Below are 16900 nucleotides of genomic sequence, written 5' to 3'. Positions count from 1 at the left end.
CCTGGGGCGTCAAAGAAGGCCTGCGGCTCCTGCTGCACACGACCACCCTTCAGGCCGCCCGACAGGCCTGGACGCGGCTCGAGGACTGGGTGGAGGCCGCTGACACCGACGAGACCCGCCGGCTCTGGAACACGCTGAACGTGTGGTGGTCGGCGATCGAGGTGTTCATTACCAGCCGGGTCACCAACGCCCGCACCGAGGCGGCGAACACCGCGATCAAACACATCAAGCGGACCGGGCGTGGCTACCGCAACAACGAGCACTACCAGGCACGTATCCTTCTGCGCAGCGCCCGCAGAACCTGCGGCGCCGCCCATTGACCAGCCAAGGCACCACGGTCAACTACGAATAGCCCCATTGACCAGGATGGTGTCGCCACCGACCCAGATCCGGGCGCCATCGTGATACTTGGCGTTGATCGTGAACACGCCGGCCGGACCGACGACCACGTGGTCGATATCGGATCCGTTCGTTCCCACCGGAATGGAATTGAGGAATCCCCATCCGGCGCGGGAATCCAGTTTCCTCAATTCCTCCCAGACCAACCGTTCACCGATCGCTCCGCGTTCCCAGGTGGAATAGGCGTCCTTGCCCAGCACGATCCTGCGGAGCAGCGTCGGGCGCTGTCCTTCTGCGCGGGCAGCTGCGATGTTCGGCAGGAGTTCCTCGCCCGGTGGCCGGTAGATCAGGTCGCGGACGATCGGGAAGGGAACGGGGTCAGTCGCAGTGACCGGGGCCGGGGCTGGGGCCGGGATCGGCTCGGGCCTGAGCGTGACCGCCGTCGGCCCCCTCGAAGGTGTCGGCCCTGTCGGAGGCGGCGTGGGCGCCGTCGCGACGGTTGCCGCCGCCTGCGCTGCCTGCGGGTCCGCGACGCGCTCCGACCGCCACTCGCGGACTGCCTCCTGTAGCTGGGGCATGGTGGAGGGCTCCGCGCAATGTCCTTCGCCCGTCACCAGGTCCCACCAGCCGATATCCGCCCCGTTGTCCTCGCGGACATAGAGGCGGTCCTTCCCGTAACGCCGCCACCTGGTGATCTGCACCTGCCGAGGCTATTGCCTCGACGGGTCAGGAATCCCGCCAAGGGGCTTCCGGGAATGTCGGAGACGCTTCCCCGCCTTCCGGGAAGGGAACGGCAACGGTGCATTGTCCGTGCCCCCGGCCTCAGAACTGCACGAGGTCCCAGCCGACGTGGATTCCCGCCAGCAGCGGGATGCTGCCGCCACACGCGCGGACCAGGCCGAACACCGCTCCGACCAGGGACAGGGTGGCGAGGATCCACAGCGGGGAGTGCTGGGAGACCAGCGCCGGCAGGTGGGAGAGCCCGAACAGGGCGGAGTTGACCAGCAGCACCCAGACCTTACGGTCCAGTACCGCCTCCAGCTGTCGCCAGATCACCCCACGGAAGAGCGTCTCCTCCGGCAGGCCGACGGCCAGCACGTAGAACGAGACCTGGGCGAGAGCGGCCGCCCAGGACAGGTCGAGCGCGACGATCCGGACAGCGGAGCCCGCGACGACGCAGCCGATCCCGACCAGCCACTGCCACGGCCGGGCATGGAAGTCGGCGACCACCCTCCGGGCCAGGACCAGACACCCCGCGGTGACCACGAGACCGGCCGCGATGCCCGATGCCCGCAGCTGCCATGGCGCGGTGACCGCGGGATAGATGATGAACTGGAGCAGGGCGAGCAGGGCGGTGTACGCGATCCAGGTGCCCGCCACGGCGGACCACACGACTCCTGCGTGGGGAGGGCGTTGCGTCATGGTCGGTCGCACGCGCCTGTTCCGAGGTCTTCCCGGTCAGCCAAGGAGCACCGGGACCCTGCTCCAACCGCCCACCGGCGGGGTCTCGCGAACCGCCTCCTGACCCGGCGCGTGCTCGATCCGGCTCGTCGCCACCAGCAACTCACTGGTCGCGACCGCCAGCTCCATCAGTGACAGCGCCCTGCCCGGACAGGCGTGCGGACCGGTCCCGAAGACCAGGTTGTCGGCGGCGTGGGCCGGCGGATCGTAGGCGTCCGGGTCACCGAGGACCGCCGGGTCGCGGTTCGCTGCGGTCCAGTTGAGCACCACGCGCTCGCCGGCCCGGATCGTACGACCAGCGACCTCGACGTCGACTGTGGCGAGCCGCCGGTTGGCGACGAACGGGTCGTCGATCCGCAGGATCTCCTCGACTGCCGCCTCGAGGACCGGCCGGTCACCTGCCACTGCCGCCGTACGCAACTGATGCTGCAGGTCGGGATGGCTGGCGAGGAAGTGCACGACGACCCCGAGGGAGACCGCGATCGAGCCGAGGTCGCCGGCGGTCCAGTTGCGCAGGATGGAGACGACCTCCTCCTCTGTGAGGTGGCGTCCGTCGACCCGCTCGGCGAGCAGTTGGGTGGTCACGTCGTCGCCCGGGGTACGCCGGGCTCGGTCGATCAGGGAGCGGATGATCGTGTCGAAGCGCTGGGCGACCTGGGCGGTGAGCACGTGGTCGCCCGAACGGGTGGCCGCGTGGTTGTCGGCCATCCACTCGACCAGGGTGTCCTCCAGCTGGGCCGGCCAGCCCAGCCAGGCGCTCTGGGCGCGGACGGCGAACCGGGCGCCGAGGGTGACCGCTCGGAACACCTCGTGCCGCGGGGTGGAGGCGATGACGTCGGCGGCGATGGCGTGGCAGGTGGGGGCGAGGGCTTCGACGCGATCGGGGCCCATGTACCGCTCGACGATCCCCCGGTAGGCGGCGTGCTCGTCCCCGTCCATCCCGTTCGGAACGTTGAGATGCGACGAGACCCGACTGGAGAAGGTCTTCGCATCGTTCGCCGCGGCCACCACGTCGCCGTGCGCGAACAACGTCCACGTCCCGCTCCCGTCGTGGGCCACCGGGCAGGTGGTGCGTTGCCGGTCGTACGCGACCCGCTGGTCGCGGTGGACATCGGGGGAGCCGGGGTCCCAATCAGCGCTCACGGGTGACCCCTTTCGCATCAGTGGTCTCGGGGTCCTCATGCTAACGGCCGCGCGTCGGCGCCCAGGACGTGGGGCGGTCATCTCGCCGCTGAATCCCTGTCCGGCGCGAGGCCGCCCGCGGGGAGGTCCCGCGGGCGGCTGCGTGCTCGTTGGTCGGATCCTCAGCTGGCCAGGATCGCATCCATCTGGCCGATGGCCGCGCGCATGCCCTCCTCCATCCCCATCCGGCTCATCGCCTCGAGCTGTTCGCGGCTCTCGAAGCTCGTCGTGATGGTCATCCGGGTGCCACCGCCCTCGCGCTCGGCGAGCGTGACGACGCCGTGGGTCGCGCCGAGATCGCCGGTGGGCTGCCCGTTCTCGTCGGCGAAGCCGTCGTCGAACTCCAGCCGGTGCGGGGCGTCGATCCGGGTGATGGTCCACCAGCCGCGGGGCTGCTCCCCGTCGGGTCCGGTCATGAAGTAGGACGCCCGGCCGCCCTCCTCGAACTCGTACGTCTCGAAGGTGGCCGGCCATCCGGGCGGGCCCCACCAGCGCTCCAGCTGGCGCGGATCCTCCCAGAGCTGCCAGACGCGCTCCACCGGAGCGTCGAACTCGGCCACGAAGCTGAGGGTCAGCTCCTCGGTGCTCTTGCGTGCGTCGGTCACGGTCATGGTTCTGTCCTTCCGGGTGCCTCTGTGGGCTGTGCTGTTGCGGGGCGTACGACGTCGGGGGCCTCCGCCAGGATGTCGCGCATCCGGTCCGTACGATCCCGCCAGAGCTGCTCGAAGCGGTCGAGCGCGTCGCGTGCCCGCAGGATGCTGTCGGGATTGCCGGACACGATCTGCTCCCGTCCGCGCCGCCGCTTGGACACGAGCTTCGCCCGATCGAGGACAGCCACGTGCTTCTGGACCGCGGCGAAACTCATGTCGTACCGCACGGCCAGGGATGACACTGACTGCTCCTGCTGCATCACCCGCGCCACGATGTCCCGGCGCGTCGCGTCGGAGAGGGCGTGGAACAGGCGATCCAGGTCGTCGCTCGTGACTTGATCTACAACCATTTGGTTGTAGATTACGCCTCATCCGCGCATAGGGCAAGAGCGCGGGCTCCACCGGGTCGGCCTACCAGCTGCTCGATGTGGTGGCCAGTCTTGCGGCGGCGAAGACCGCCACCTCCTCGGGCCCCGATGTTCGCGCCCCTGCTCGGCTAGTGTCAGGCCCACATCCGACAGCGAGGGGACCATGTCCGGCTACTACTATCCGCATCAGGGGCAGCCGTCCCGGATGTCCTACACCCAGCCGACCGGATACCAGGCGCCGCCGATGGTTCCGCACTGGCCCGGGCAGCTGTTCCGGTTCGACGGAAGCGCCGGCGACTTCTTCTGGATGCGCGTCAAGGCAACGCTTCTGGTGATCCTCACGCTCGGACTCGGGTATCCCTGGGCCATTTCGATGTGGTTCCGGTGGAGGTGTGAACACACGATTCTGGGCGGCCGTCGTCTCCGGTTCACCGGGACCGGTGGTGAGCTGTTCGGTACGTGGATCATCTGGTGGGTTCTGATGTTCCTGACATTCGGGATCTACATCTTCTGGGTGATTCCCCAGATGGAGCGATGGGGGCTGGAGCACCAGGTGTACGCCTGAGCGCCCGAGGATGCGCACCACCCCGGCGCCCGACCAGAATCCTGGCGGGTGCCGGGGTGGGAGGGACAGGATCGACCTCAGTCGACCAGGTCGGTCTCCTGCGGATCGTTCTTGGCGTCCTCGGCGGTCTCGTGCCGGGTACCGGGGGTGTGCTCCGGCGGCGCGTACAGCGAGTAGAGCTTCAGCGGCTCGTCGCCGACGTTGATCACGTTGTGGTACTTGCCGGCCGGGATCAGGATGGCCCAGTCGTCACCGACCACCTGGTCGAGCGTGTAGTCGCCCTTGGCCGGCCCCATCACGACGTGTGCCTTGCCCTGCTCGATGCGAATGAACTGGTCGTGGTCCTCGTGGATCTCGCCACCGACCTCCCCGCCCGGCTCGATCGCCATCACGGTCATCTGCAGGTACTTGCCGGTCCACAGGGTGTCGCGGAAGTAGGTGTTCTCCAGCGTGGCGTCTTCGATGTTCACGACGTACGGGTTCGGTCCGGAGTCAGCCATGGTGTCGTCCTTCCCTCGGGTGCTAGGTGTTTCGAGACTAGCGCGTGGGGTGCCGGGCCCCGTCGTGAAGCGGTGAACTCCTCGCGCCGGGTGGTACGGACTTCTTCTGTCCATTTCCGCCAGTTCTTGGTCTGGCCGGGAGCTATCGGGAAGGCTGGGGACGTGGATGAGGTGGACCGCCAAGCGCTCGACGCGGCGTGGGCGCTGGTCGAGGCGCGCAGGGCGCCGGCCCAGCTGTGCGTGATCAGCCGGGGTGCGGTCGTCCTGGACCGCTGCCTCCGGACCGGGCCGGACCGGCTGTTCTGGGCATTCTCGGCGGGCAAGCCGGTGACCAGCGTGATCGTGTGGCGGCTGGTCGAACGCGGATTGCTCGACCTCGATGACCCGCTGTGCCGCCGCTGGCCGGAGTTCGTCGGGGGCGGCAAGGAGGAGATCACGGTCCGCCACGTCCTGCAGCACCGTTCCGGGCTGCCGACCGCCGGCTCGCTGCTCGGCGACGTGTTCGCGATGACTGACTGGGAGACCTCGATCCGGCGGCTGGAGCGCGCGAGCTGTCGCTACCGGCCGGGCTCGGTGCCGGCCTACCAGTTCCTGAGCTACGGGTTCCTGCTCGGCGAACTGGTCCAGCGGGTGACCGGGCAGACCTTCACCGAGCTGGTGCAGCTGGAGGTCTGCGGCCCGGCCGGGCTGGCCGACACGTACGCCCACCTGGTCGACGCCCTGCTGCCACGTGCGCAGCTGATGGTCCGCCGCGGCGGGGGAGCGGTCGTCGGCAGCTGGGTCAATCGGCGCGACGTACGCGAGGCGGTCATCCCGGCCGGCGGGATCTCCACCACCGCCCACGACCTGGCCACCTTCTACGCGGCGCTGCTGCCCGACCACGCCCCGGGCACGCTCCTCGCCCCCGCGACCCTCGCCGAGGCGACCCGCCCCACCACCGAGACCGAACTGGACCGGTTCGCCCGACTGCACATCCGCTGGGCCCAGGGCTTCCAGCTCGGCGGGCCCCGTCCCGGGCGGATGCCGATCCCGCTCGGCGCCACCAGCAGCCCGCGTGCCTTCGGCCACAACGGCAGCCACGTCTGCCTGGGCTGGGCCGACCCGGACCGTGGCCTGGCGGTCGGCTACGTCACCGCGGCGATGACCAGGGCAGACCGGGACATGGCGCACATGCAGCAGCTCAGTGACGCCATCCTGGCCGCGACACGGGACCGGAACCATCGACAGGCCCCCGGGCGTCCCTCATAGGCCGACCTTCGACAGGATCACCGATCGGATTTCGTCGGTGTACTCGTGGAGCATCGCGATCTCGCCGCGGCGGGGGCGCTCCCGGGAGTCGCGTCCGCGGCGCCGATGTCAGGGAGGCAGGGATCTCCTCGTGCCCCGCTGACGTGCGTACGCTCGTCGCATGCTGTGCGACACGACGAGGCGGCCGAGATGACCAGGTACGTGGCGCTGCTGCGCGGGATCACGCCGAGTCTGCCGAACATGGCCAACGACAAGCTGCGCGGGGTGTTCGAGGGACTCGGTTACGAGGACGTCGGCTCGGTGCTGGCCAGCGGCAACATCGTCTTCCGTACGGAGGAGACCGACGGGCCGGCCCTGGAGGAGCGGATCCAGCAGGCGCTCAACGACGAGCTTGGGATCGCGGGCGGGACCATCATCCGCTCGCACGCCGAACTGCGTGCCCTCCTGGACGCCGACCCCTTCCCCGGTCTCACCCACGGCCGGGGCACGTACCTGACCGCGACCTTCCTCAAGGACGGCGCGCTCAAGGACGGCGCTTCGCCGGAGCAGTCGCCCGAGCAGCCCGACCCGCGGACCCGGATCGTCGGCGACCCGGCGGCGCGGGTCTTCCTCGCCGTGATCGACAACAGGACTCCGGGCACCACCCCGGACTTCATGGGGTGGCTGGATCGGACCTACGGCAAGGACATCACCACGCGTACGTGGCTGACCGTGCAGCGGATCGTCAAGAAGATGGAGGCCTGAGCCCGGCTGCTCCTGTCGATCGCCGGCGTCGCCTCGCGGGCTGATCGGTGCAGACGATCCCTACGCCCGCTACGGTGCGGTCATGGCGGTCGAACTCATTCCCGAGGAACCCACGTACGTCACCGAGTCCGAGCGCCTGGTCGGCCAGCGCCTGGTCGAGCAGCTGCCGGACGGGTCGGTCGTCTTCGCCGGGCTGCGGTTCACCGGGGAGCGCGACCACGAGGTCGACTTCGTCTGCCTGATCCCGGACGCTGGCATCGCGGTGGTCGAGGTCAAGGGCGGAAGCGTGTACCACGACGGCGGCGAGTGGTGCGTCGGGGCGGGTCCGGAGCGGCGTACGTTCCACATCGACCAGGCCGAGCAGAACAAGTACGCGGTGCGCGGCTACGTCGAGGTCGACGAGCGCTGGCGGGGCCGGTCGCGGCTGCGGACCGAGCACGTGCTGGTCACTCCGTACACCGACTGGGCCGAGGACTTCCATGCCCCCGGGCTCGAGCGCTGGCAGGTCGTCGGCAGGCGCGACCTGAAGCACCTCGGGGATCGGCTGCGCGACATGTGCATCCAGCGGGGCGGGGGAGGGCGGGTGCCGACCGCCGAGGACCTCGACCTGGTCCGTACGATCCTGCGCGGCCACCACCACCCGGTCGCGAGTGTGGAGGCCGATGCGGACCAGCGCGAGGGCCGGGCCGACCGGCTCACCAAGGAACAGGCGATGCTGCTGGGCATCACCCGGTTCGTCCCCCGCACCGAGGTGCGCGGCTGCGCCGGGTCGGGCAAGACGGTGCTGGCGCTGACCCAGGCCAAGCAATTGGCCCGCGGCCACTGCGACCTCGCTCCGCAGCGGGTGGCGCTGCTCTGCTATTCCATCGGCCTGGCCGAGCACTTCCGGCGGGAGCTGGCCAAGGTCGGGCGCAAGCATCGGCCCGCGTTCGTCGGCACCTTCGCCGCACTCGGCAGGTCCTGGGGTGCGCCCGACGGCACCCGGGAGGACAGCGACTTCTGGGAACACCGGCTCCCCGAGCAGATGCGCGAGCTGGCCGAGGCACTGCCGTGGGAGGAGAAGTTCGACGCGATCATCGTCGACGAGGGCCAGGACTTCGCCGACTCCTGGTGGCTGCCGCTGCTCGCGGCACTGCGCGACGAGGAGACCGGCCGGCTGCACGTCTACAGCGACGAGCAGCAGCGGGTGTTCCAGCGGTTCGGGCGCCCGCCGGTCAGCCTGGTGCCGCTGGTGCTCGACCACAACCTGCGCAACACCAAGCAGATCGCCACAACCTTCCTGCCGCTGGCCGGCGCGCGGATGGAGCTGCGCGGGGAGTCCGGGCCGGAGGTCGAGTTCGTCGCGACCACGACCGAGGACGCGCTCGATGCCGCCGACGACCAGGTCGATCGGCTGCTCGACGAGGGTTGGGACCCGGCGCACGTGATGGTGCTGACCACCGGCAAGCGGCACCCGGTCCAGCTGGAGCGGCAGCAGTCGTACGGCCAGGAGGGCTACTGGGCCACGTTCTGGGAGGGAGACGATGTCTTCTACGGGCATGTGCTGGGGTGCAAGGGGCTGGAACGGCGTGCGGTGATCCTGTGCCTGAACGAGCACGGCAGCCGCGACCGCGGCAAGGAACGGCTGTACGTCGGGCTGTCCCGGGCCACCGACCGGCTCGTGGTGGTCGGCGACCCGCAGGTGGTTCGGGCGATGGGCGGGGAGGCGGTCGCGCGGCAGCTGGGGATCTGATGGTGGGCGGCGACCGGCACTGGGCGTTCCTCAGGCAGGAACGCTACACGATTCATGTGATGTGCATCACCTAGGCTCGGTGGTCTGGGACGGATGACCAAGGAGCAAAGGAGCTTCGATGAATCGCCACGAACAGCACCACGACGCACACGACCACGACCCCGCGGCCCACGCCTGCGTCCACGGCCACGAGACCGAGCATCGCGCGGCCTCGGTCCGGGACGAGGCCCTCGATGAGGCGCGTCGGGGCACCGGCCTGACCCGCCGCTCGATCCTGGCCGGCCTCGGCCTGGCGGCAGGCGGCGGTGTCCTCGCCCCCACGCTGGCCGCAGCCCAGCCGAAGGTCGCTCCGAGGGGCCAGGTCAAGAAGGAGCACAACGCCGAACTGGTGCTGCTCGGTACCCGTGCCGGACCGCCCGTCGTCGCCAACCACAAGGGCGCCGCGTCGGCGCTGGTGGTCAACGGGGCGACGTACGTCATCGACTGCGGTCGCTCATCGGTCACCCAGTTCGCCGAAGCGGGGCTGCGGTTCGACTCGATCAAGGCGTTCTTCCTCACCCACCTGCACGCCGATCACCTGGCCGACTACTACAACTTCTTCATGCTCGGCGGCCACATTCCCAACCCCTTCGGCGACCACATCGCCGGACCGACCCCGATCTACGGCCCGGGTGCGGCGGGCGGCCTGCAGCCGAAGTTCGGCGGAGGGACCGCACCGACGGTGAATCCGAGCGACCGGACGCCGGGCACTGCGCAGATGACCGAGTCGCTGCATGCGGCGTACGCGTACAGCACCAACGTCTTCCTGCGAGACATGAACATCCGCGACATCCGCGACTTGATGCGGGTGCACGAGATCGCGCTGCCGTCGGGGGTCAACGCGACCTACCTCAACACAGCGCCGTCGATGGACCCGTTCCTGATCTACCAGGACGAGAACGTCACCGTGCATGCCACGTTGGTCCCGCACGGGCCGGTGTTCCCGGCGTACGCGTTCCGCTTCGACACCGAGTACGGCTCGGTGACGTTCTCCGGCGACACCCGGCACTCCGACAACCTGATCGCCATGGCCCAGGACACCGACATCCTGGTCCACGAGGCCATCGGGGTGAAGGGGGCCAGCCTGCCATCGGCCGTGCTCGACCACATGCTCCAGTCACACGTGCCGGTCGACCAGGTGGGTGCGATCGCCCAGGCGGCACGCGCCAAGAGGCTGGTGCTGGCCCACTACGCCGACCTGGTCCAGCAGCCGATCGACGTGAACGACTGGCGCCGGCAGGCGCAGGCCGGCTACACCCTGGGCAAGGCCACCGTCGGGTTGGACCTGCAGAAGTTTGCGCTGGGCAAGTGAGGAGTCCGCTCCAGGGATGACGGGGGCGCGGGCCGCGTCCCCACCCCGGCCCGGGCGTCCGTCGTACGCCGGTTCTGGGTGTGGGTCGTGCGCGGCGTCCCGGTCAGCCGCTATCTCGACGTGTCCGAGCCCCTGCGGTCGAGCTCGCCCTGCTCGCGCTCGGCGACCTGTGCCAGGCGCTCCAGGGTGGTGGTCATGCCGGTCCGCAGTTCGGCTGCACGATCGGCGCTGCCGGACAGCCGGAGCAGAACGTACGCGGCGCGGGTGAGGGGACGGGTGACCGTGTAGGACTCGACCACCCGGGTGGCGGTCCCCTCGGGGACGAAGCGGTAGGACCACTCCAGAGTGCCGAAAAGGGGCTCGGTCCGGCTGATCGCGAACTCCCGGCCGGGGTCGGCGGCGATCACGACCGGGAAGTTCGGCCAGGTCTTCCAGCCGCCGAGGGTGTTCAACGCGACGAAGCGAGCCCCGACCTGCGGACCGGTGGCACCCCGTACCCATCGGCACCGCTTGATCTCGGGGGACAGCTCAGGGGTCCGGGTCACGTCGGAGACGATCGCGTACAGCACCCCGGGGGAGGCCTGGATCGTCCGCTCCACGGTGTCGCTGGTCAGGATCTGGCTCATCGTCGTACCTTTCTCTGGGCACGGGAGTAGTGGGTGACGAACATGCCGAGCACCTCGTCGGTGAGAGAGGTGAACAGGCCCTCGTCGAAGGGGACGCCGGGCTGGTTGGACACCTGCTGGGAGAACACGCCGGAGACCAGGATCGTGAGCAGGCGGGCCGCGTCGTCGGAGTCCGCCTGCTCGGCCAGTTCGCCGCGCTCGACGGCGGTGTGCAGCTCGTTCCGGGTCGCCTGCCAGATCTCCTGGGCAGGGGCGTAGGAGGCCGGGCTCGGCTCGAACCCGGGGACGGGACGCCAGAACAGCAAGGAGGCCAACCCGGGCTGCTCGATGGTCCATCGCACCCAGGCGCGCAGCCCCGCCAGGAGCCGGTCCAATCCTGGCTCCTGGTCCTCGACCGCCCGTCGGATGTGGTCGGCGACCTTCTGTTGGCCCCGGGCGAACAGGCCGTCGTAGATCGTGTGGAGGGAGTCGACGTACTTGTAGATCGACGGCGATCGCATGTCCATCCGGCGGGCGATCTCGGCGACAGTGATCGCGCCCGCTCCGCTCTCGCGGAGGATCGCCTCGGCGTGGTCGAGGATCTCCTCCATCGTTGCCCGTCGGCGGGCGGTCGTACGCGACGACGATGGTGACGGGCTAATGGGAGTAGCCATAGCTACATGGTGTAGCCAGCTGGATGGCGATGTCAAGGGTGGCCGCGATGCCTGCAGGTGACGGCGGCGTGCCGGCTCACAGCGGTGCTTCGTGCACCTCCACCGTCACGTCGGGATAGCTGGCGCGGAGCCGACTCAGGTCGGCGTGTCCGTTGCCACCCAGGTGTCGCTGGAAGAAGGCGAGCACTGGTGGTTCGTGGCGGTGCCGTACGACGACCATGCTCGATCGCTCCGTCAACTACGGGCCGGGAAGACGCCTACGGTGCAGATCGAGTAGGTCAGGCCGTTGGGCGCGGCTGCGGCCAGGTTCGGCAGCGCGAACGTCGTCTGCCCGTCGCCGCCGTACATGGTGCCGAGGAGGGCGAAGAGGGCCTGGTTCTGGCTGATCGGGAGGATCTGGCCGTTCGCCGGAACGCCGTTCGCCACGCTTCCAGCGGTGAGGAGGACCTCGCCGATAGTGCATTCCGTACCGCGCCCCGCGGCTGCGTGCTGTGTGCCGGTGCCGAACTGGTCGGCTCCCGGACCCGCAGGTCCCTGCGGTCCTTGGGGACCGGTGGCGCCGGTATCTCCCTTGGCGCCTTGGGGCCCGGTCGCGCCGGTGGCACCCGTGTCTCCCTTGGGGCCGGCGGGGCCCATCGGGCCTGTCTGGTTCCAGCTGATCGCCTGGTCGCCGGAGCGACAGGCCCCCGAGGCGTCCCCGATGCCCACGTTGTAGATCGTCCGCTGTCCGCTGTCGGACAGGCAGCCGGCGTACACCGCCGAGGTCGCGGTGGTCTGGGCGAAGGAGACCGCCACGCCCGCCATGGTGAGCGGAACGGTGGCGGCGATGAGGACGAGACGACGGCGATTCCTGAACGTATGTCCCGGCTGCGGGCGAGGGGTACGCGCGGACTTCGTGCCGCTCTGGGAGCTGGCTGCACTCATGTTCGTTGCCTTTCGCTGGGCCCATCGCAGGAGGGCGGCCGGTGCGGATGAGGATCCGCTTGTCGAAGTCTCGGCTCCGAGCAGGCCCGGTGGAATAGACCTAGGTCCCCACCGGGCTGGCCTCTACGACCGGCCCGACAGGGGCGGGCTCGGGCTGCCTCCCCAACGGGAGGGGCGCGAATTCGCGGGCTCCCGGCGCCTCTGGGGAGCACACCTGAGTCGACCCCTCAGCTCCCCGCAACGGTCCCGTAACACCCTGCTCATCGGGCCGTCATCGTCGGCAACATGCGCGAAATACGTGTCGTGCAGTCTGATCTGCGTGGTGGAACTTCAGATCAACACGGGCGACACCGCCTGGCTCCTCACCAGCGCTGCGCTGGTGCTGCTGATGACGCCTGGCCTTGCCTTCTTCTACGGCGGCATGGTCCGGTCCAACGGCGTGCTGAACATGATGATGATGAGCTTCATCAGCATCGGCACGGTCGGCCTGGCCTGGGCGGTCGTCGGGTACAGCATCGCGTTCGGCAACTCGGTCCACGGGCTCTTCGGCAACCCGTTCCAGTTCGCCTTCCTCGATCCACTCGTCGCCGGGGACCCCGCGGTGGGCACCGTCCCCGCGCTGGCGTTCGCCGCCTTCCAGGGCTGCTTCGCGATCATCGCGGTGGCCCTGCTGTCCGGGGCGATCGCCGAGCGGATGTCCTTCCGCAGCTGGACCACCTTGTCCGTGCTGTGGCTGGTGCTGGTCTACGCCCCGCTGGCCCACTGGGTGTTCGCCGTCGACGGGCTGACCGCTACCTCGGGCGGCTGGATCGTCAACCGCCTGCACGCCATCGACCTGGCCGGCGGCACCGCCATCGAGGTCGCCTGCGGCGCCGGCGGCCTGGCCCTGGCGATCGTGCTCGGCCCACGCCTCGGCTTCCGCTCCAACCCGATGCGCCCGCACAACATGACCCTGGTGATGCTCGGCACCGGCCTGCTGTGGTTCGGCTGGTTCGGCTTCAACTCCGGCTCGGCGCTGGTCGCCGGCAGCTCGGCCGCGCTGATCTGGGTGAACACCCTGCTGTCCCCATGCGCGGCGATGCTGGCCTGGCTGTTCGTCGAACGGCGCCGCGACGGCCACCCCACCTCCCTGGGTGCCGCGTCCGGTGCGGTCGCCGGCCTGGTCGCGATCACCCCGTCCGGTGGTGCGGTCAGCCCGATGGGGGCGATGCTGATCGGCCTGGCCGCCGGCGCCATCTGTGCCTGGGCGGTCAGCTGGAAGTACCGCTTCGGCGTCGACGACTCCCTCGACCTGGTCGGCGTGCACATGGTCGGCGGCATCGTCGGAACCGTCGGGATCGGGTTCCTCGCCGACCCCCGCACCGCCACTCACGTGGCTGGCCTGTTCTTCGGCGGCGGTCTGGACCAGCTGTGGCGCCAAGCGGTGGCCGTGCTGGGGGTGGGGACCTTCTCGTTCGCGATGACCTGGCTGCTCGCCATCATCCTGAAGCGGACCATGGGCGTACGCGTCAGCCCGGAGGCCGAGTCCGCCGGCATCGACCTGGCCGAGCACTCCGAGGCCGGCTACGACCTCGGATTCACGCAGCAATCGGCGTTCCGCGGCATCGGGGTGGGCACCACCATCCACCACGACGCCCAGGAGTAGGGCACCGCCCAGGAATGCGAGACCGCCAGGCCTGGCGGCCAGGCATGACACGTGCGGGCCGTCGACCGATGTGGTCGACGGCCCGCACGTGCATCCTGCTGACGTGCCGTACGTCCCCCCAATGCGTCGTACGTTCCCCCCCGGTAGCCAACTGGACACAGGAGGGACCACGTGGTGCTCAGCGGTCCCGGGACCTGCAGGTCGGGTGCCCGGCCCTGGGCCGCGTCCCGATGAATGAAGTCTGCAACCCCCGGGGACGCGAGCGGAATGGACCTGGGTCTACAGTCGGCCGCGGCTACGCGGCTACGCGGCAGCCGGTGCCGGAGCCGCCGGCTGACGACGTCAAGGCCGCTCCGGCTTCATTGAGGTGCCACCGCACACCTGCAGCCAGTCGGACAGGGAATCGCTCAACGATTCATGACGATGGGCTGAGTGCCTGCATAGGTCTGCATCCAGCCTTCAAGGTGGTTGGGGGCCATGTATTGGAGGGATGCCGTACCTGCCACGCCATTCACGGATTGGAAGGTGAAGGAAAACGTGGTGCCCGTTACATTGCCTTGGCCATAGAGCGTGATTCCGTAGGGGCTGATCTGGCTGATCGCCCCCGTACTGCCGGACTGCACGATCTCATATGTCCAGCTATCGCCACCCACCCAGTATCCGCTGAAATCTGCAGTGGTGGCCGGAGCTGTGGTTGGTGCAGCCTTGACCTGTTTCTCCAGGGCGTCCACCTTGCGCTGCAGTTCCGTCTGCGCCTCGGTGATCTCGTCGGTCGACACGCCCTGTGTCCCGAAGATCACGCCGTCGTTCACCGTGATCTTCTCGACCGGCTGGTGATTCACCATCGCGTAGATCAACGTAACCGCAGCAAGCAGGACACCCGACATGGCCAAGAACCACTTGATCCCAGAACCCGCCCCTTTGCGGGCCTCAGCTGTTCGGGCCATGAGGGAACCCCCTGTCGAAATGCGGGCTCACACATCACGGTACGCGGCGCCTCGGAGGATTGCGTGGCGTCGGCCAGAGGCCCATTCCCTCCTCAGCTCATCCCCAGAAAAATAGTCCAGACAACTTCGGTCATCTGGTATCAGTCATGGCTGGGTCCGCCGTTTCCTGCAATGCGGTGCCTGACGCCCGCCGATCACTCCACCCGGGACGACAGGGTGTCCAGGTCGGCGCGGATCCGCGCGATCACGCCGGGCGTCGAGCTGTCCAGAGTGGCCAGCTGGGCGATCAGCAGTTCGCCGGCCAGCGTGGAGACCGGGAGGCCTCGCTTCTCGGCCTCGGCCACCACCGCCTCCCAGGCCTCGACCGGGAGCCGGACCTGGAGCGTCTTGTCCCAGCGACTCTCCCGTCGGGGCCGGTTTCCCGGCGGCATCGCCGTTTCGAGGTCGCGCTCGACCACCTCGGCATTGGAGTCGTCACGGACATGCATCTGTTTCGCTCCTCCTGGTCGGGACGATGCTCGGTTGCGGAGGAGCCCTCGGGCTGACTCCTCGAGCCCCTTCCCGGGGAGTCTAGGGTCGGCCGGCCGCGCCGGGGCGTCCCGACACGGCCGACCGAGCGATGCGTCGGGGAGGAGGAAGAGGGTCGGCCGAGCAGACCGTCGAGGCCCAGCAGACCGGCGAGGCTCAGTGGACCGGCGACGCCTGGGTCACCGGGCTCCCGACCCCCGAGCCGGTGCGACGTACGTAGTACGCGTACACCGCCACGGCCAGGGCCGGGCCCCAGACGGGCGTGGGGATCATCGGCAGCAGGAACCAGGTGCTATCGGCCGCCAGCATCACCATGCTGATCGACGAGGCGCACAGCACCGCGGCGACCAGCCCGCCGGGCACGACCGCCGCCATCACCGGGACCGGGCGCCGACCGATCACCGGCAGCCAGGCCGGGAAGACCTCACCCCACCGGGCGACCAGGCCGATGGTCAGCAGGGAACCGCCGACCGCGGCCAGGCCCAGCAGCAGCCCCATGATCCGCACCGTGGGCGGTAGCTGGTCGGCCTGCTCCGGCACGCCCAGCGGCCACGGGGTCAGCCAGGTGGCGCGGACCAGGATGTAGGGGACCGGGCCGGCGGCGGCCACCCAGGTGGCGATCGTCCCCCAACGCTGCAGCCGCACCCGGGCCTCGCGCTCCTCCTCGACCGTCCGGGCGGCGGCGCCCTGGCGGGACACGACCCAGGTCAGCAGGCCGAACAGCACGCCACCGGCCAGCAGCAGGGCCAGGTACAGCGGGCGCGGACCGACGCGTCCGAAGCCGGCCACCACCTCGCGGAGCAGGTTGACCACGGGGCGGCCGGTCCCGGCGACGGCCAGGCCGAGCGCGACCACCAGGCCGACCAGGGCCAGGTAGAGCAGGTTGCGCGGGTTCCGTCGGGCGCCCAGGAGCAACAGCGCCACGATCACGACCGGTCCGGTCAGGGCCAGCAGGTAGCCCAGCGGGCTGAGCACCTGCAGGTCGGGCACCAGGAGCCCGAACACGACGGCGTACGCGGAGCCGATGGCCAGCAGGGGGCGGCGCCCGGCCCTGGCCGGACCGAGGCGCCCGAGACCGTGCGCGACGAGGAGTCCGGCCAGGGCGAGCGCGCCCAGGGTGATCGTGACCAGGCGTGCCGGCAGCAGGGCGGTCAGGCCGTTGACGCCGCCGTTGCCGGAGAGCGGGTAGGCGCCGGGGTCGAGGAGCCACCACAGGGCCAGGGCGGCGACCACCGCCGACCACAGGGCGGCGAGCCGGGAGAGCACGGGGAGCGTACGGACGGGGTGGCGGCCCTCGGTGTGAGGGGCGGGGGTCTGGTTGGTGTTCATGGCATCGACGATCCGCCGTTTCGGCCGCCGGCGAATCAGCCGGCGGGACCGTGCACGTACGACCCCGGTATCACCCGCGCTGGGTCACGGCACGACCGCGAGCGGATG

Annotated in this window: 20 protein-coding genes; 7 read left to right on the top strand and 13 right to left on the bottom strand. The window is 69.7% G+C overall.

Annotation, left to right across the window (positions count from 1 at the left end; all coding sequences use genetic code 11):
* The coding region (locus GA0111570_RS16625; protein WP_139283302.1) for a transposase at positions 1-320 on the top strand (320 nt) is incomplete at its 5' end.
* An 18-nt stretch (positions 321-338) separates the two neighbouring features.
* Here the strand turns inward: GA0111570_RS16625 and GA0111570_RS16620 are convergent.
* The 5 genes from GA0111570_RS16620 to GA0111570_RS16600 form a co-directional block, all read right to left on the bottom strand.
* Entirely contained in the window at positions 339-1040 is a 702-nt protein-coding gene (locus tag GA0111570_RS16620; RefSeq protein ID WP_092613772.1) for a nuclease-related domain-containing protein, read from the bottom strand.
* A gap of 121 nt (positions 1041-1161) precedes the next feature.
* Entirely contained in the window at positions 1162-1731 is a 570-nt protein-coding gene (locus GA0111570_RS16615) for a CPBP family intramembrane glutamic endopeptidase (protein ID WP_175557552.1), read from the bottom strand.
* A 66-nt stretch (positions 1732-1797) separates the two neighbouring features.
* Positions 1798-2943: a cytochrome P450 gene (locus GA0111570_RS16610; protein ID WP_245703270.1), complete on the bottom strand. Its 1146-nt coding sequence runs from the start codon at positions 2941-2943 to the stop codon at positions 1798-1800.
* A 161-nt stretch (positions 2944-3104) separates the two neighbouring features.
* Positions 3105-3593 carry an SRPBCC family protein gene (locus tag GA0111570_RS16605; RefSeq protein WP_092613769.1) on the bottom strand — a complete coding sequence of 163 codons (489 nt, stop codon included), beginning with the start codon at positions 3591-3593 and terminating at the stop codon, positions 3105-3107.
* Positions 3590-3982, bottom strand: coding sequence for an ArsR/SmtB family transcription factor (locus GA0111570_RS16600; protein WP_092613768.1), 393 nt, complete (start codon positions 3980-3982; stop codon positions 3590-3592). Before GA0111570_RS16600 ends, GA0111570_RS16605 begins: the two co-directional genes overlap by 4 nt.
* Before the next feature lie 181 nt (positions 3983-4163).
* Between GA0111570_RS16600 and GA0111570_RS16595 the strand changes: the two genes are divergently transcribed.
* Entirely contained in the window at positions 4164-4565 is a 402-nt protein-coding gene (locus GA0111570_RS16595; protein WP_092613767.1) for a DUF898 family protein, read from the top strand.
* A gap of 77 nt (positions 4566-4642) precedes the next feature.
* Here the strand turns inward: GA0111570_RS16595 and GA0111570_RS16590 are convergent, their stop codons facing one another.
* Positions 4643-5065, bottom strand: a complete 423-nt coding sequence (locus tag GA0111570_RS16590) for a cupin domain-containing protein (RefSeq protein ID WP_092613782.1) — start codon at positions 5063-5065, stop codon at positions 4643-4645.
* Between the two features lie 162 nt (positions 5066-5227).
* Here GA0111570_RS16590 and GA0111570_RS16585 point away from each other — a divergent pair, with 162 nt between their 5' ends.
* The 4 genes from GA0111570_RS16585 to GA0111570_RS16570 all read left to right on the top strand — a co-directional run bounded on the left by GA0111570_RS16585 (position 5228) and on the right by GA0111570_RS16570 (position 10140).
* A complete protein-coding gene (locus tag GA0111570_RS16585; protein WP_175557551.1) occupies positions 5228-6313 on the top strand; it encodes a serine hydrolase domain-containing protein in 1086 nt (361 codons plus the stop codon).
* 189 nt (positions 6314-6502) lie between these two features.
* Positions 6503-7057, top strand: a complete 555-nt coding sequence (locus GA0111570_RS16580) for a DUF1697 domain-containing protein (protein ID WP_092613765.1) — start codon at positions 6503-6505, stop codon at positions 7055-7057.
* An 82-nt stretch (positions 7058-7139) separates the two neighbouring features.
* Positions 7140-8789, top strand: a complete 1650-nt coding sequence (locus GA0111570_RS16575) for an NERD domain-containing protein (RefSeq protein WP_092613764.1) — start codon at positions 7140-7142, stop codon at positions 8787-8789.
* Positions 8790-8907: 118 nt separating this feature from the next.
* Positions 8908-10140 (top strand): MBL fold metallo-hydrolase, encoded by a 1233-nt coding sequence (locus GA0111570_RS16570; RefSeq protein WP_139283300.1) that lies wholly within the window; start codon positions 8908-8910, stop codon positions 10138-10140.
* A 110-nt stretch (positions 10141-10250) separates the two neighbouring features.
* Here GA0111570_RS16570 and GA0111570_RS16565 read toward each other — a convergent pair whose 3' ends face one another.
* The 4 genes from GA0111570_RS16565 to GA0111570_RS18310 form a co-directional block, all read right to left on the bottom strand.
* Positions 10251-10766 (bottom strand): SRPBCC family protein, encoded by a 516-nt coding sequence (locus tag GA0111570_RS16565; protein ID WP_092613763.1) that lies wholly within the window; start codon positions 10764-10766, stop codon positions 10251-10253.
* Positions 10763-11419 carry a TetR/AcrR family transcriptional regulator gene (locus tag GA0111570_RS16560; protein ID WP_139283299.1) on the bottom strand — a complete coding sequence of 219 codons (657 nt, stop codon included), beginning with the start codon at positions 11417-11419 and terminating at the stop codon, positions 10763-10765. Before GA0111570_RS16560 ends, GA0111570_RS16565 begins: the two co-directional genes overlap by 4 nt.
* 76 nt (positions 11420-11495) lie before the next feature.
* Positions 11496-11639: a hypothetical protein gene (locus GA0111570_RS17800; RefSeq protein ID WP_175557550.1), complete on the bottom strand. Its 144-nt coding sequence runs from the start codon at positions 11637-11639 to the stop codon at positions 11496-11498.
* 14 nt (positions 11640-11653) lie between these two features.
* The gene (locus GA0111570_RS18310) at positions 11654-12343 is read right to left on the bottom strand and encodes a tail fiber protein (protein WP_217634241.1); all 690 of its coding nucleotides are present in this window, start codon (positions 12341-12343) and stop codon (positions 11654-11656) included.
* Between the two features lie 319 nt (positions 12344-12662).
* Here GA0111570_RS18310 and GA0111570_RS16550 point away from each other — a divergent pair, with 319 nt between their 5' ends.
* The gene (locus tag GA0111570_RS16550; RefSeq protein WP_245703269.1) at positions 12663-13988 is read left to right on the top strand and encodes an ammonium transporter; all 1326 of its coding nucleotides are present in this window, start codon (positions 12663-12665) and stop codon (positions 13986-13988) included.
* A 407-nt stretch (positions 13989-14395) separates the two neighbouring features.
* Here the strand turns inward: GA0111570_RS16550 and GA0111570_RS16545 are convergent, their stop codons facing one another.
* The 3 genes from GA0111570_RS16545 to GA0111570_RS16535 form a co-directional block, all read right to left on the bottom strand.
* Positions 14396-14875: a hypothetical protein gene (locus tag GA0111570_RS16545; protein WP_092613762.1), complete on the bottom strand. Its 480-nt coding sequence runs from the start codon at positions 14873-14875 to the stop codon at positions 14396-14398.
* Positions 14876-15129: 254 nt separating this feature from the next.
* Positions 15130-15423 carry a hypothetical protein gene (locus GA0111570_RS16540; RefSeq protein WP_092613761.1) on the bottom strand — a complete coding sequence of 98 codons (294 nt, stop codon included), beginning with the start codon at positions 15421-15423 and terminating at the stop codon, positions 15130-15132.
* 196 nt (positions 15424-15619) lie between these two features.
* Positions 15620-16792: a hypothetical protein gene (locus GA0111570_RS16535; RefSeq protein ID WP_092613760.1), complete on the bottom strand. Its 1173-nt coding sequence runs from the start codon at positions 16790-16792 to the stop codon at positions 15620-15622.
* Between the last annotated feature and the right edge of the window lie 108 nt (positions 16793-16900).

It is taken from the genome of Raineyella antarctica (assembly GCF_900092135.1).
Taxonomy (GTDB): domain Bacteria; phylum Actinomycetota; class Actinomycetes; order Propionibacteriales; family Propionibacteriaceae; genus Raineyella; species Raineyella antarctica.
This window is presented reverse-complemented; position numbering and strand designations above follow the sequence as displayed.

Bases quoted from the DNA above. Each gene is read 5' to 3' on its own strand.
- GA0111570_RS18310 (WP_217634241.1), bottom strand. From the start codon at position 12,343: ATGAGTGCAGCCAGCTCCCAGAGCGGCACGAAGTCCGCGCGTACCCCT.
- GA0111570_RS16535 (WP_092613760.1), bottom strand. From the start codon at position 16,792: ATGAACACCAACCAGACCCCCGCCCCTCACACCGAGGGCCGCCACCCC.
- GA0111570_RS16570 (WP_139283300.1), top strand. From the start codon at position 8,908: ATGAATCGCCACGAACAGCACCACGACGCACACGACCACGACCCCGCG.
- GA0111570_RS16595 (WP_092613767.1), top strand. From the start codon at position 4,164: ATGTCCGGCTACTACTATCCGCATCAGGGGCAGCCGTCCCGGATGTCC.
- GA0111570_RS16600 (WP_092613768.1), bottom strand. From the start codon at position 3,982: ATGGTTGTAGATCAAGTCACGAGCGACGACCTGGATCGCCTGTTCCAC.
- GA0111570_RS16580 (WP_092613765.1), top strand. From the start codon at position 6,503: ATGACCAGGTACGTGGCGCTGCTGCGCGGGATCACGCCGAGTCTGCCG.
- GA0111570_RS16605 (WP_092613769.1), bottom strand. From the start codon at position 3,593: ATGACCGTGACCGACGCACGCAAGAGCACCGAGGAGCTGACCCTCAGC.
- GA0111570_RS16560 (WP_139283299.1), bottom strand. From the start codon at position 11,419: ATGGCTACTCCCATTAGCCCGTCACCATCGTCGTCGCGTACGACCGCC.
- GA0111570_RS17800 (WP_175557550.1), bottom strand. From the start codon at position 11,639: ATGGTCGTCGTACGGCACCGCCACGAACCACCAGTGCTCGCCTTCTTC.
- GA0111570_RS16540 (WP_092613761.1), bottom strand. From the start codon at position 15,423: ATGCATGTCCGTGACGACTCCAATGCCGAGGTGGTCGAGCGCGACCTC.
- GA0111570_RS16575 (WP_092613764.1), top strand. From the start codon at position 7,140: ATGGCGGTCGAACTCATTCCCGAGGAACCCACGTACGTCACCGAGTCC.
- GA0111570_RS16590 (WP_092613782.1), bottom strand. From the start codon at position 5,065: ATGGCTGACTCCGGACCGAACCCGTACGTCGTGAACATCGAAGACGCC.
- GA0111570_RS16565 (WP_092613763.1), bottom strand. From the start codon at position 10,766: ATGAGCCAGATCCTGACCAGCGACACCGTGGAGCGGACGATCCAGGCC.
- GA0111570_RS16545 (WP_092613762.1), bottom strand. From the start codon at position 14,875: ATGTCGGGTGTCCTGCTTGCTGCGGTTACGTTGATCTACGCGATGGTG.